The sequence below is a fragment of the Variovorax boronicumulans genome (assembly GCF_029892485.1).
GTDB lineage: Bacteria > Pseudomonadota > Gammaproteobacteria > Burkholderiales > Burkholderiaceae_C > Variovorax > Variovorax boronicumulans_B.
The window spans coordinates 1-13,389 of the sequence record NZ_JARXVG010000001.1; the positions used below are offsets into that span (position 1 = coordinate 1).

11 protein-coding genes are annotated in these 13,389 nt (G+C 64.6%); 2 read left to right on the plus strand and 9 right to left on the minus strand.

Annotated features, from left to right (window positions below):
* Both M2282_RS00005 and M2282_RS00010 read right to left on the minus strand, forming a co-directional pair.
* The coding region (locus tag M2282_RS00005) for an ABC transporter transmembrane domain-containing protein (protein ID WP_280806769.1) at window positions 1–1,262 on the minus strand (1,262 nt) is incomplete at its 3' end.
* A gap of 478 nt (window positions 1,263–1,740) precedes the next feature.
* Window positions 1,741–1,896, minus strand: coding sequence for a hypothetical protein (locus M2282_RS00010; protein WP_280806770.1), 156 nt, complete (start codon window positions 1,894–1,896; stop codon window positions 1,741–1,743).
* A gap of 342 nt (window positions 1,897–2,238) precedes the next feature.
* Here M2282_RS00010 and M2282_RS00015 point away from each other — a divergent pair, with 342 nt between their 5' ends.
* Complete coding sequence (locus tag M2282_RS00015) at window positions 2,239–2,478, plus strand: hypothetical protein (RefSeq protein WP_280806771.1); 240 nt, start codon at window positions 2,239–2,241, stop codon at window positions 2,476–2,478.
* Between the two features lie 254 nt (window positions 2,479–2,732).
* Here M2282_RS00015 and M2282_RS00020 read toward each other — a convergent pair whose 3' ends face one another.
* From M2282_RS00020 to M2282_RS00045, 7 genes are all read right to left on the minus strand, one after another.
* Window positions 2,733–5,750, minus strand: a complete 3,018-nt coding sequence (locus M2282_RS00020) for a PAS domain-containing protein (protein WP_280806772.1) — start codon at window positions 5,748–5,750, stop codon at window positions 2,733–2,735.
* A 182-nt stretch (window positions 5,751–5,932) separates the two neighbouring features.
* Window positions 5,933–6,247 carry an IS3 family transposase gene (locus M2282_RS31090; RefSeq protein WP_432422853.1) on the minus strand — a complete coding sequence of 105 codons (315 nt, stop codon included), beginning with the start codon at window positions 6,245–6,247 and terminating at the stop codon, window positions 5,933–5,935.
* The gene (locus M2282_RS00025; RefSeq protein WP_280806773.1) at window positions 6,213–6,434 is read right to left on the minus strand and encodes a hypothetical protein; all 222 of its coding nucleotides are present in this window, start codon (window positions 6,432–6,434) and stop codon (window positions 6,213–6,215) included. Before M2282_RS00025 ends, M2282_RS31090 begins: the two co-directional genes overlap by 35 nt.
* Window positions 6,435–6,528: 94 nt before the next feature.
* Window positions 6,529–7,095 carry a tetratricopeptide repeat protein gene (locus M2282_RS00030; protein ID WP_280806774.1) on the minus strand — a complete coding sequence of 189 codons (567 nt, stop codon included), beginning with the start codon at window positions 7,093–7,095 and terminating at the stop codon, window positions 6,529–6,531.
* 578 nt (window positions 7,096–7,673) lie between these two features.
* The gene (locus M2282_RS00035) at window positions 7,674–8,654 is read right to left on the minus strand and encodes an alpha/beta hydrolase (protein ID WP_280806775.1); all 981 of its coding nucleotides are present in this window, start codon (window positions 8,652–8,654) and stop codon (window positions 7,674–7,676) included.
* Between the two features lie 6 nt (window positions 8,655–8,660).
* Window positions 8,661–9,428 carry a coniferyl-alcohol dehydrogenase gene (locus M2282_RS00040; RefSeq protein ID WP_280806776.1) on the minus strand — a complete coding sequence of 256 codons (768 nt, stop codon included), beginning with the start codon at window positions 9,426–9,428 and terminating at the stop codon, window positions 8,661–8,663.
* Between the two features lie 33 nt (window positions 9,429–9,461).
* On the minus strand, window positions 9,462–10,937 hold the full coding sequence (locus M2282_RS00045; RefSeq protein WP_280806777.1) for a benzaldehyde dehydrogenase: 1,476 nt from the start codon (window positions 10,935–10,937) through the stop codon (window positions 9,462–9,464).
* 367 nt (window positions 10,938–11,304) lie between these two features.
* Between M2282_RS00045 and M2282_RS00050 the strand changes: the two genes are divergently transcribed.
* Window positions 11,305–13,017 carry a sigma-54-dependent Fis family transcriptional regulator gene (locus tag M2282_RS00050; RefSeq protein ID WP_280807693.1) on the plus strand — a complete coding sequence of 571 codons (1,713 nt, stop codon included), beginning with the start codon at window positions 11,305–11,307 and terminating at the stop codon, window positions 13,015–13,017.
* The last annotated feature ends 372 nt before the right edge of the window (window positions 13,018–13,389 follow it).

The following is a 13,389-nucleotide window of genomic DNA, read 5'->3' on the forward strand; positions in this document are numbered from 1 at the left end:
ATGCGCATGATGGGCTGGCTCACGCGCTGGGCGAACATGTTGAAGGCGACGAACTGGCCGACGGTCAGCTCGTTGTTCATGACAAGGTGTGCGCCATACCAAAGGGTGGCGGCGTTGACGAGCTTGCCGATGAGGTTGACGCCTTCGTGCGCCCAGCTGGCGAGGTTCTGGGTGCGGAAGCTGGCCGACACATACGCGGCAAGTTGGTTGTCCCAGCGGCGCCCGAAGGCAGGTTCGAGGGCGGTGGCCTTGACGGTCTGGATGGCGCTGACGGTCTCCACCAGCATGGCCTGGTTCTCGGCCCCGCGCGCGAACTTCTCGTCCAGGCGTCGGCGCAGGATGGGCACGACAGCGAGGCTCAGGCCGAAGTACAGCGGCATGCTCACGAGCACGATCAAGGTCAGGGGCACGCTGTAGAACAGCATGACGGCCACGAAGACGAGGGAGAAGACGACGTCCAGCAGCACCGTGAGCGCGTTGCCGGTGAGGAAGCTGCGGATGTTCTCCAGTTCGCGCACGCGGGCGACCGAATCGCCGACACGCCGTGCCTGGAAGTAGGCCAAGGGCAATTGCACGAGGTGGCGAAACAGCCGTGCGCCGAGCTCGACGTCGATGCGGTTGGTGGTGTGGCTGAAGACGTAGCTACGCAGGCCATTGAGCAGCGACTCGAAGACGACGACCACCACGAGGCCGATGACAAGCACATCCAGCGTGGTCACCCCGCGGTGCACGAGCACCTTGTCCATCACGACCTGGAAGAACAGCGGGCTGACCAGCGCGAAGAGCTGGAGGATGAAGGAGATGAAGAGCACCTCGCCCAGCAGCTTTCGGTGCTTGACGAGGCTGGGGATGAACCAGGAGAAGTCGAACTTGGCGAGTTCGCCGGCGAGGCTGGCGCGGCTGGTGATGAGGATGAGCTCGCCGGTCCAGTGAGCGGCGAAGACGTCCAGGGGTTCGATGACGGGGCGGGCGGTTTCGGCTGCGGGGTCTTGCAACAGGACGCGCTGGGCATCGCATTGCGCGAGGATCACGAACCGCTCGCTGCCGTCTTCGTTGCGCAGCACCGCGAGGGCGGGCAGCGGTGTCAGGGACAGGCGCTCAGTTGTCGTGCGGGACGACTTGGCCTTGAGGCCGAGTTGCTTGGCTGCGCGCAGCAGCGTGGAAGTGTCGACAGGCTCGGAAGGCGTCAGGCCCAGTTGGTGCGACAGCAATGACGCGTCGGCTGCGATCTGGTGGAAGCGTGCGACCGTGCACAGCGCCACAAGAGACGGGTTCGCGACAGCCCCTGTTTCGGGGGCACTTTGCGGCCGCGCGCCACCCTCCCCATGCGGATGCACGGCCGTTTCCCCCACTCCCATTTCGACCCCTCACCAAGCATTCTTGAAACAATAAGATACCTGCAGGGGAGCTGACGGACAACAAGCATTTCGACAATAAAGGCTTATGCATTGACTCAGAATTCAGCTCAATTTCCTTCTCCAAAACCAAAGCATTGGATATCGATCAGAGCACCGGCAGGGCAGCCCGAGTTCGCGTAGTGGGCGCAGTTGCTGAGTGGCCAAGGCGCTGGCATGCCATTCTTGCGGTACCTTCCCGAGCGCCTGAGCTCGCTCGGGAGCACCCTACAAGGTTCCCCGCCACATCACCTTTCTTGAGGCCTTGCCAAAATCGACCGTGGGCAAGATCCTCCGCAAGGAACTGCGGGCACCGGCAGCGGACCGACGGCGACCAAGGGGCGCTTCAGCCTGCTGCGAAGCGCAGGCGCTCCATCCCGGCGTCGCGTATGCCGAGCATCTCGAGCTTTTGAGTCGTGGCGTCGAAGTACTCGCGGCAGGTGCCGAGGCTGCCCGCACCCGTGTTAATCATCCGGGCCATTTCGTGCAGAGAGAGCGTCAAGGCCGGCAACATCAAGCCCAATGCCTAAGACGACGCCCGCAAGCCCGCATGGAGCCACTCGTTTCCCTGCGACTGCCGAGGCCTTGCGCTCCGCAGAACAGCGCGCAGCCTACGACCTGATCGAAACGGAGGTGCGGTCGCGTGCCGGCCCCCTACCTGCCACTGCTGGGGAGCCCCCGAATTGCGGATCTTCTGGAGCACTCTCGAGCGAGCTTTGGACCGGCACGCTGCCGCAGCGGGTGCTGGAAGCCGTCTTCCTCATGGCCGCGCACAGGCAGCAATGCTGTCACCAATGGGAGACTCACGCGGCCAAGGCCTTGCCGGCCGTGACTTTCGCCGGAGATGGTTGAAACGATTGCAGCCGGCAAGATTCCGGAGGATGGCGGCTCGGTGGAAGCAGCCGGCCGGTTCTTCCTGACGCTCACCGAACACCATTGCGTCGCGGACGACATGTTCGAGCAGGTGCAGCGGCACTTCGGAGAACGCGGCATGGCCGAACTGGTCGCGTTCTGCGGACTGGCCGGAAGCGTCGCCCTGCTCTTGAATGTGCAGTTGCCTCACGCACCGGCCACCCCGACCTGAGAACCGTCAATGACTGACGCCCGGAAGGGTGAGCAGGACGTGGGCGCGCTCTCGTGGGCATCGTCGCACGCTATTACCACGTGGTCGGCCGAAGGTGAATGACCGCGGTTCTCCACTGCGCCAAGCGTCTATCTGCGTTGATCCGCTCGGCGTACGAACTCTTGCAGCAGGTCGGCGATTAGCTCGGCCAGCACCAGGCGCCGGGTTTCTTCTCTTATTATTGCTGTTGTCCGCGCCCCACCCGCAACACTGGCTTAGTTGCCGTTGGGCGCCAACAGAGGTGCCACCTGGACGTTGTTGCGACCCGCCCCTTTGGCTTGATAGAGCATCTCGTCGGCCTGCTTGACGAGCGCCCCGGTCGTCGCACTGCCGCCCTGGTAGAACGTCAAGCCGATACTCGTGCTGATGACGATCGTCCGCTCTTCAATGACGAACGGCACCTGCATGGCCTTGATCAATTTAGCAGCGACGGAAACCCCGGCATCGGCGTCGGGCAAGCTCTCCAGGATCACTGTGAACTCGTCGCCGCCCAAGCGTGCGCAGACATCACCCGAGCGCAACGCCTGCGACAACCTGCCCGCGAAGCCCCGCAGCAGTTCATCCCCCGTCTGATGGCCGAACTGATCGTTGATCTTCTTGAATCCATCGATGTCCAGGTACATCAACGCCATCAACGCGCCGGCGGCACGGGCACGCTCCATCGCCTCTGCTAAGCGCATGTCGAAAGCCGCGCGATTGACAAGGCCAGTGAGAGGATCGATCTGCGCCAGGTTCACCAGCCGCTTCTCCTCGAGCTTTTGCCGCGTGATGTCGGTGATCACGGCATGGAAGCCGACGATGGTCTCGTCGTTCACTGCGGGCTGAGGAATATATTGAGCCTCGTAGCACCAGTAGCTGTCGCTCTTGGCGACTTCGCTCTGGAAGGTGACGGTCTCGCCAGCCAAGGCCGCGCGTATGTGCGGCTGCACAGTCTGGTATGCGGGCTCGCCCAGCAGCTCTCTGACGGTGTGCCCCTGAATCTGGTCCCGGGAAAGCCCGAACCCACGCTCATAGGCCAGATTGTTGAATCGATAGCGCTCCTCCGCATCGATGTAGGCCACACGCATCGGCAATGCATCGGCCACCGTGCGAAGGCGGGCCTCGCTTTCCTGGAGGGCCTCCTCCGCCTCGTGATGCGCGGTGATGTCGCTGTCCAGCGTATAGAGGCCGACCACCTCGCCACGTTCATCGCGCTCTGGGACCAGCGTGGCCTGGATATCGCGACGCCCACCAGGCGTCGCCAGCCTGCGCTCGTACGTGACTTGGCGCCCGGCGAGTGCCGCACGCATGTGCGGCTCCATCTGCGCCCAGGCTTCGTCACCATAGAACTCGCGCAGGCTCAGGCCAAGCAACTGCTCAGCGTGGACGCCGAACCAGTCCTGGTAGGCCTTGTTGACGAACCGGAACCGCAGGTCGCGATCCAGGTAGGAGATCAACGCCGGCAGGTGGTCCGTCACCATGCGCAGGCGATGCTCGCTCTCGCGCAGAGCGCGCTCCGCATCCTTGGCCGCCGAAATGTCGCGCATCAGCCCCGAGAAATATTCCACCTTGCCGTGCTTGTCGCGGTGCGCGATCACCATGTGGCTGGCTGGAAACGCCCGTCGTTCGGCGTCCCACACCATCGACTCTCCCACCCAGACGCCGGTGCTGACCGCAGCGGGCACGATCTCCGACCTGAATCTCTCCATCGTCTCCGGCGGGTTGAAGTCAGCCGCGCTCAGCTGTTCGATCGGTGCGTCGAGGGCTAGCCCCGTGCGGCGGCGCGCGGCAGGATTCATGTAGATGAGCCGCCCCGCCGCATCCAACTGGACGATGTAGTCTGTCGTCATGTCGAAGACCGCGGTCAGCGTGCGAAGGGCGCGTTCGGCCAGCGTGCGCTCGGTGATGTCGGTCACCGTTCCCACATGGCCGAGGACGCGGCCTTCGGCCAGCACGGGCCGACTTCTCAATGCCACCAGCACCTGGGTTCCGTCCCTGCGGTGGAGCCGACGCGTGGTGTTCAACGGCGTGGCCGCGCTGACGATGCGAATCCATTCCTGGCGAACCGTCTCCCGGATCTCCTCGCGCACGAGCGTGAGCCAGCCCTCTTGCGCATCTTCCCGCGCCAGCCCGTGAATCGCGAGGTACTCGTCGTTCACGTAGGTCATGCGCCCGTCACTGTCGCAACGGAACAAGCCCACGGGTGACGCACCGGTGACCGCCGCCAGTTCCAGCCGCTGCTCGCGCAAATCGGCCATCAGTGCATCGAACTCACGGGCCAGATCCCCGCGCTCGTCATTGGGGACAACATCGAGCTTTACCTGGCTGCCGGGCGAACGGCGCAGGGTACGGATCGCGTTGCTCAGCGCCTCCAGGGGGCGCATGACCCAGGTGGTTCCCATCCAGACCAGCAGCGCGCACCCCAGACCCAGCCAGAGCAGTTGCAGCAGCAGGTTTCGCCTCGCCTGCTCCAGCGGCGCATAGGCGACGCGCGCCGGCACAATCAGGCGCAGTTCCCAGTCGGCACTGCGTACAGCAGCGCGCGTTGCCAGGTCATTTTCGGTACCGCCGGTGAAGGCGACGGTGGCAGCGCCTGCGGGCTTGAGCAGCAGGTTCGCATCGGGATGCATCACGACCTGCGGGGACGGGCCGCGTGTGACGATCACGTAGTAGGCACCCCGACCGACTGTGGTGCGGCTGAGGTCGCCGAGCACGTTGGCGCGCTGCAGGTTCAGCGCCGCGCCCAGCACGCCGGCGATGCGGCCGTCCGGTCCTTCGACGGGAACGGCCATGACGACCGCGGGCTGTTGGCCGCCTTTGGTGAGCAACGGCGCCGAAATCACGGGCTGGCCCAGGTCACGCACGCGCCGAAAGTAGTCGCGATCGGCGACATTCGAAGGTCGCGTGGTGGAAGGGTTGATCGCAATGATGGCACCGTCCAGCGTCGCCAACGCGGCGTTGTCGAACATCGAGCGCAGGTCCTTGTCCGCAAGGAAACGCTGCTGCGCCGCGGGATCCGCGAGGCCGTGCATGCCCAGATCCCGGGCTGCACGTGCCAGCGCGCCCAGATGGACGCCGAGCTTGTAGTCGAGATCCGCCGCCGCGCTCTCGGTCAGCGCCTGCTGCTGCTCGCGCATCAGGTTGACGTACTCGCTGGACAGATTCCGGTACTGCCACCAGCCCGTCACACCGACCAAGGCAAGTACGAGCGAGGTGATGAGTAGCGCTGTCTTCGTTCTCAGCTTGAGCCGCACTTGCTTTCCTCCGCCAACACGACAGCTGTCGGTGCATTGTTCGTTGATAACAACTGGCTGTCTCGAAGAGCAAGCACACCGAGGGCCCGATTTCACGCCCTTAAGCTCAAGGGAGATCATTGCCACATCTGGCGATGCGCTCAGGCCGTGACGGGAAGTACTTCCTCCAATTGGGCACTGGGTTAAGGTGAATGTGCAGTCGGGGTTCTGCGCGCAGCACCCGCGGTTAGATTTATACCTTCTGAATCACCCCGGGTTTGAACTGCCCCCCGGAAGTTGGATGGTCGCGATTTCGCCGATCGGGCGGTGCTTCTCAGCCGGTACCTCAGCGGGTTGGGCCTCTGCATCCCGAGTTTGACACGCTTGTGGTTGTAGTAGTGGATGTGATCATGCGCGCCCGCTTCGAGTGCATCAATGCTGTTGCAGAGCCCCACGGGTTCTGGGTCAAGAATTTCAGCATGCCTAGCCAGATCTTCTGGGGCGCTTGTAGATCGCATGTCCGATAAAGCCAGCGCCGATCAGAACCACCGGCAACCCGCCTGCCCAGGACTCATAAGCAGCCGGGAGGAGAAGCTTGAATGCGTCGTCGATCCAGCAGGTCGTGCGGCACATGCGCTGCCCAGTCCACATCAGAATCAATCCGATCAAGATTCCAGCAACGCCTATCCCGAGTTCGGCCTTCAACTTCACTCCTTTATGACCGTGGGCCTGAAATTTCTCTCCAGAAGCCAACGCGAATCACGGCCGCGTGCGGCATGGTTGTGCGGCAGCGCAAGGTCTAGGAGATCAAGAGGTCCGAATCGTCATTGACCATGGAGGCCATGAAGCCCCAACAGACCGCGGCAAGAATCTCCACGAGCCCGATAGGCCGCCAAACAATGCCTCGTCTGCCGCGCAGATCTTGAAGACCCAGTTCTCGCAGCGCGAAGGCATGACCATGCATCGCAGCCTCTTTCAGGACTTTGTAGGACCGTTGAAGATCCTGTGAAATGCCTTTGCCATGAGCCAATGAATAGCCGACCCGAAACATCGAGGGCAGATGCTGCCTGTCTGCACCCATCGCGTAGAAGCGATAGGCCTTCGTATGCTCGCCAGCTTTCGTCAACCAGCGGCCGAAGCAGAAGCAGCCCAGCGGGTGCCCATGCGCTGCTGCTCGCTCGTAGTAGGCAGCAGCCTGGCTCGTCTTTCTCGCAGCCAACTCCCTGAGACAACATCCAGGCGACAAATACCTCGCTTTCGACATGTCCGTCGTTTGCCTGCACTTGATAGCGATCAAAGGCCAGATAAAGCAGACCGTCCGTGTATGCCTTGCGGGCGGCGACCAGTTTTTCTTCGCGGTCTGCATGCATGCGTTCAGAGCTCAGGGAGCAGGCGGCCTGGGCCCATCCGATGCCCAACAGCGTGAGTGCTGCGGCGCCTTGCAGAGCGAGTTGCTTGATCTGGCGATGGTCGAACCTGCCGTGGACGGCAGTCGCGTCGACATGCATGCGTGAGCCTCGTAGTTCTTTCGGATTCAGATGCATCGCGCGGTGCGGCAATGATCGGAACGAGCGTAACGTTATGTTCGATGACGCAATCAAATGTCCTTTTTTGATTTCTGTGATTGCCCATCGAAAGGATTACTTTGCCCTCCTCGAGATCTCATCAGAGGGCGCAAGGTCGCACCTGACAGGACGGTAGGTATCGTTTCGCAGAACTCCCGCACAGACTTCACTCCGGCTTCACCAGGATGAAGCACACTGCCTCGACAGCGGTTCGGCGCTGGTAGAGGCCAGGAAAAAAAAACCGCTCAGGGAACCGCCTCGATGCCGACCGCTGTCACTCTTGAATCGCCATGTGGCTCAGCGGCAAACTGCGGGGTGCGCTTCACGAAAACATCGGTCACGCGAATGATCTGTTCTCAACGGTCGGCTCGGCGCTCGGCTACTGAGGACTTGCCGATAGTTGAGAGCGCAACCACGCAGCCAGATCGGCCATCACCCGGATGCCCAGCGCCGATACCGCGGTGAAGTGAATGCAGGCATGAATGGCATCGGGGTAGTGGCGGTGCGCGGTCGGCACACCTGCCAGCGCGATGCGCAGTGCCAGTTCATGGCCTTCGTCACGCAGGGGGTCGTGGCCCATGGTGGCCAGCCAGGTGGGCGGCAGCGTATGCATTGCCTGCGCGTGCAACAACGCGAAGTCGGCATGCCGCACCAACTCATGACGCTCGCCGAGGTAGCAGTCGATGAACCATCGCATGACACCGATGGTGAGGAATTTGCCCTCGCCGTTTTCGCTCATCGAAGGGCTGGGCTCGGTGTAGTGTTGGGCGCAGGGATAGATCAGGCCCAACGCACGCGGCGCGATCGTGCCGGCCGCACGCAGCGTCGCCACGGTGGCAAGCTGTGCGCCCGCGCTGTCACCGGCCAACGCAATGCGCGACGGATCGGCGCCAAGTTCGCGCGCATGCGCGGTCGCCCAATGCAATGCACAGGCGACGTCGTCCACCGCCGCGGGAAAGGGATGTTCGGGCGCCAGCCGGTAGTCCACCGCCACCACCACGGCGGCCACGTCATGGCACAAGGTGCGGCAAACCTTGTCGTGGGTTTCGAGGTCGCCGATCACGAAGCCGCCGCCGTGCACATAGAGCAGCAAGGGAAGCGGTCCGTGGGCGTCGGGCCGGTAGATCCGCAGCGTCAGCGGGCTGCCGGGCCCGTCGATGACACGGTCGTTCGCCGATGCGATGGCCGGTGCCGGCAGGCCCAGGCCGGCGGCCAGGTCGCGGTAGACCTGGCGCGCCACCGGCGGCGGCAACGACTCCAGCGGTGGGTTGCCCTGGGCGGCGGCTTGCGCCAGAAAACCGGCCAGTGCCGGATCGAGGGGCGCCGTGTCGAGCACGGCGGGAATGGCGGCGTGGGTCATGGCGGCTCAGAGGTAGGTCGATGCCAGCCCGCCGTCGACGGGGATGTTGGCGCCGCTGATCCAGCGCGCCTCGTCGCTGCACAGCCACGCGATCACCGGCGCGATCTCGTCGGCGAAACCGGGGCGCAGCATGCGGTGCGCGTCGGCCTGCACCCGCTCCTGGCCGAGCATGCTCACGAAGTCGCCCAGGATCGGCGTGAACACCGGACCCGGCGCAACGCAATTCATCCGCACGCCGTGCTGCAGAAACCACTTCTGCGACTGCGTGGCGCTCCAGACGATCAGCGCTTCCTTGAAGTATTGGTAGCAGGTCTCCTGCGGCACGGGGTGGTCGCGCAGCCAATGGGCGCCGGCCTCGAAGCCCTGAGCGGCGGCCAGGGCCTTGTGCGGCGCCAATCGCTGCGGCCATTCGGCACCGAGGATGGAGGCCACGTTGACGATGGAACCGCCACGCGGGATGCGTGGCAGTGCCTGTTCGGTCAGGTGCCGCAGGCCCAGGTAGTTGATGTCGGCCACCAGGTCGACGGGCGCCGTGCCGGGCACGCCGGCGATGTTGCACAGCGCGTCGAAGCGCTCGGGCAGTTGCGCCACGGCCGCATCGATGGCGGCGACGGAACCCAGGTCGGCCTTGACGAAGCCGTCGAGCGTGAGGCTGGGGTCATTGCGGTCCACCCCGATGACGCGGGCGCCGGCAAAGCGCGCGACGCGCACCACTTCCGCGCCGATGCCTGACGACACGCCGGTGACGACGATGGTTTTTCCTTGAAGCTGCATGGAATGTCTCCTTGTGGGTTCAGTCACCGACGCTCAGAACGGATAGGCATGAGCCGCCTGCTTGATGGTCAGCCACTGCCACTGGGTGTATTCCTCCCAGTCGGCCGGGCCGCCCACGCTGCTGCCGTTGCCGGCGATGCCGGGGCCGCCGAAGGGGTTGACGCACTCGTCGTTGACGGTCTGGTCGTTGATGTGAACCATGCCGGAGTTCAACTGCGCGGCCATGGCCATGGCCCGCCCGATCGAGGGCGAGATCACCGCCGACGCCAGGCTGCCCTGGTGGTTGTTGGCCAGGGCCACGGCTTCTTCGTCGGTCCTGAAGGTGATGATGTTGGCGACGGGGCCGAACACTTCCTCGTCGTACACCCGCATGCCGGCCTTCACACCCGTCAGCACAGTGGGCTTGTAGAAGAGGCCGTCGCTGCTGCCACCGGCCAGCAACTGCGCGCCGGCCGCGATGCTGTCCTGCACGATGGCGTGCACGCGGTCGCGCTGCCTGGCGTCGATCAGCGGACCCAGGGCCACCTGGCCGCTCGCGCCATCACCCACCGGCAGGTGCTGGGCCTTCGCGACCAGCCGCTGCGTGAAGGCGGCAGCGATGCGCTCGTGCACGATGATGCGGTTGGTCGCCATGCAGATCTGTCCCTGGTGCAGCCAGGCGCCCCAGGCCGCATTGCTGGCCGCGATGTCGAGATCGGCGTCTTCCAGAACGATCAGCGAATTGGCACCGCCCAACTCCAGCGTGACCTTCTTCAGATGGTGCCCGGCCAGCTCGCCGATGCGCCGGCCCACGGCGGGCGAGCCGGTGAAGGCAATCATCGGCACGCGCGCATCGGTCACCAGGGCTTCGCCGGCCGCGGCGTCACCGGGCAGCACCTGCAGCAGGCCGGCGGGCAGGCCCGCCGCCTCGAACACGCGGGCGATGATGAAGCCCCCGCTCACCGGCGTGCGCGAGTCGGGCTTGATGACCACGCCATTCCCCGCCGCGAGCGCCGGCGCCACGGCGCGAATGGTGAGGATGAGCGGAAAGTTGAACGGCGAGATCACGCCCACCACGCCGCGCGGCACGCGCCGCGCGAGGCTGGTGGTGCCGCTCGCGCTCGGCAGGATCTGGCCCTGCGCCTGCAGGGGCATGGCTGCCGCCAGATGGCACAGAGTGATGGCCTCGCGCACCTCGTGCTGTCCTTTGGGCAAGATGGCGCCGGTCTCCCGGGCAACGTAGAGCGCCAGTTCGTCGAAGTGCTCCTGGAACAAGGCCGCGGCCCGTTGGAACACCGTGGCCTTCTCGCGCGGTGCAACCTGCGCCCAGCTTTTCTGCGCTTTCGCCGCGGCGGTCGCGGCCAGCCCCACGTCCTGCGCGTCGGCGATGCCGACGGTCGCCATCACCTTGCCCGTGGCCGGCTCGACCACGTCGCGCACACCGCCTGCGGACGCAACCCAATCGCCGTTGAACACCTTGCCGGCCCAGGCCGCCCCGTCCAGGAACATCAGCTTCTCTGAAACACCCATGACTCACCTCTTGCGAAAAAGTTGATCGACTGGCTGCGGATGGAAATACCCGCGGCACTGCCGTCTTTTCGCAATGGACGTACCAGCCGCGGCGCGGCTGCGTGGCGCGATGCCGCCGCATGAGACTGTTTTCATTGGAGCGCTAGGGGAATTCCCGAAGCCCCGATGGTTACTGCAGATAACTGGATTACCCTGATCTCGCCTTCTTCAAATGATCAAGGATCGGCCGCTTTTTCACCAAATGATGAATCCGAAATTGACCAAAGCCACCGCCTCGACGGCCCCGCAACGGATCTCGCTGGCCGATGTGGCGCGCGCCACCGGCGCAGCACTGGGCCGTTTCGACGGCGCTGAATTAGCGCGTGCAATGAGCCGCTTCGAGGCCTCGCATGTAGGCAGCGAAGAGCACCCGACGATTGCCGACATCAGCGAATGCCTTTTCTTTTCACCTGGCGACGGCCGCATCTGGCTGCAGGACCAGCGCATGGTGCTCCTGCATACCGAGGCGCTGGGGTCATTGCGGCGCGAGCTGATCGACAGCCTGGGCCAGGAGAAGGCCCGCGGCCTGTTCACCCGCGCAGGCTACGTCAGCGGTGCGCGCGATGCGCAGCTGGTGCGCGAGCAATGGCCCGAGGCCGAGCCGGCTGCGGCCGCCATGGCCGGCACCCGCCTGCATGCGCTGGAAGGCCTGGTGAAGGTCGAGCTGGTGCACGCGCGCTACGACCCCGAGACCTCGGACTACGAGGGCGAATTCATCTGGCATCACTCGAGCGAAGACGACGAGCACATCGCGGCCTACGGCATCGGTGGCTCGCCAGCGTGCTGGATGCAGGTGGGCTATGCCACCGGTTACGTCAGCACGCTGTTCGGGCGGTTGGTGGTGTTTCGCGAAGTCACCTGCCGCTCGATGGGGGAGAGCCACTGCCGCGTGATCGGAAAGTCCGCGGAGCGTTGGGACGATGTGGAAGAAGACATGCGCTACCTGCGCGCACGCGAGTTCGTCGGAGCGCCGCCGCACAGCGGAGCGGCACCGCAGGCCGCGGAGTTGCCCACGCCGCCGCGCAACAGCGACGCGATGGTGGGCGCCTCATCGGCTTTCAACGCGGCCTGCCACCTGCTGCACCGCGTGGCGCCGACCACGGCCACTGTGCTTTTTACCGGCGAGTCCGGCGTCGGCAAGGAGAAGTTCGCCAGCATGCTGCACAGCATTGGCCAGCGGCGCGACAAGCCCTTTGTGGCGGTGAACTGCGCGGCCATCCCGGAGACGCTGATCGAGTCGGAGCTGTTTGGCGTGGAGCGCGGTGCGTACACCGGTGCCGGCGCGGCGCGGCCGGGGCGCTTTGAGCGCGCGCACGGCGGCACCCTGTTCCTGGACGAGATCGGCACGCTGAGCTACGCAGCCCAGGGCAAGCTGCTGCGCACGCTGCAAGAGGGCGAGGTCGAGCGCGTGGGGGGCACGCGCAGCATCAAGGTCGACACGCGCGTTATCGCAGCCACCAACGTGGATCTGCGCCAGGCCGTGCGCGAAGGCAGGTTTCGCGACGACCTTTTCTTCCGGCTCAATGTCTTTCCCATTCATCTGCCGCCGCTGCGCGAGCGCCGCGATGACGTGCCTCTGTTGATGAGCCATTTCCTGCAGCACTACGTCCGCAAGCACGGCCGGCAGCCCACCGGCTTCACGCAAGCCGCTGTCAAGGCGCTTCTGAACTACGACTATCCCGGCAACATCCGCGAACTGCAGAACCTGATCGAGCGCGCCGTGATCCTCGCGCCCGAGGGCAGCCTGCTCGAAGTCCACCACCTGTTCACCAGCGGAGAGACGCTGGACAAGAACGTGCTGTCGGTACGGCCCGATGGGCACTTGGCGGGGGCTGCCCGCGCCCTGCCCTCGCAGCCCGCGGCCGCAAGCCCTGCCATGCCGGACCGTGCCGGCTCCGGCGCCCTGAGGCAAATGGAAGAGTCGCTGATACGCCGTGCGCTGGAGCAATGCGGCGGGAACATCTCCGCGGCGGCGCGTGTCCTGGGCGTCACGCGTCCCCAATTGGCCTACCGTGCGCGCAAGCGAGGCATCACGAGCTGACGGCCAATTAAATCCGTCGGATCGCTGCCGACCCCGTGCTGAGCCCCTCCGTGCGCAGCAAGATCACGCTGGCAACCAGGCCGATCAGCCCAGCGAAGAGCAACTTGACCTCTGAATGCTTGAAATGAAACAGACCGACGTTCTTGTTACGGTGAACGCCACGGCAAGTGAAATCTCGGCTTCACACCCACAGATGCACTCGCCTGTATCTCCGATTTGATAGCGCAAGAGATTCAGAGAGAGCGTGTCTGTGACAGGAATGTAGGGGAACTGCTTCGCCTGGGTGCGTGCATCCGGAGCGTGAGGCAGCGCATCTCAGAATCGCGATCCGTGCAGTTGGAAGCTCCGTAGAACGCGTCGAGGCTTATCTCC

Coding starts and splice junctions, on each gene's coding strand:
- M2282_RS31090 (WP_432422853.1), bottom strand. CDS start 6,247: ATGCGATCTACAAGCGCCCCAGAAGATCTGGCTAGGCATGCTGAAATT.
- M2282_RS00040 (WP_280806776.1), bottom strand. CDS start 9,428: ATGCAGCTTCAAGGAAAAACCATCGTCGTCACCGGCGTGTCGTCAGGC.
- M2282_RS00050 (WP_280807693.1), top strand. CDS start 11,305: ATGAGCCGCTTCGAGGCCTCGCATGTAGGCAGCGAAGAGCACCCGACG.
- M2282_RS00045 (WP_280806777.1), bottom strand. CDS start 10,937: ATGGGTGTTTCAGAGAAGCTGATGTTCCTGGACGGGGCGGCCTGGGCC.
- M2282_RS00015 (WP_280806771.1), top strand. CDS start 2,239: ATGGTTGAAACGATTGCAGCCGGCAAGATTCCGGAGGATGGCGGCTCG.
- M2282_RS00030 (WP_280806774.1), bottom strand. CDS start 7,095: ATGCAGACCGCGAAGAAAAACTGGTCGCCGCCCGCAAGGCATACACGG.
- M2282_RS00035 (WP_280806775.1), bottom strand. CDS start 8,654: ATGACCCACGCCGCCATTCCCGCCGTGCTCGACACGGCGCCCCTCGAT.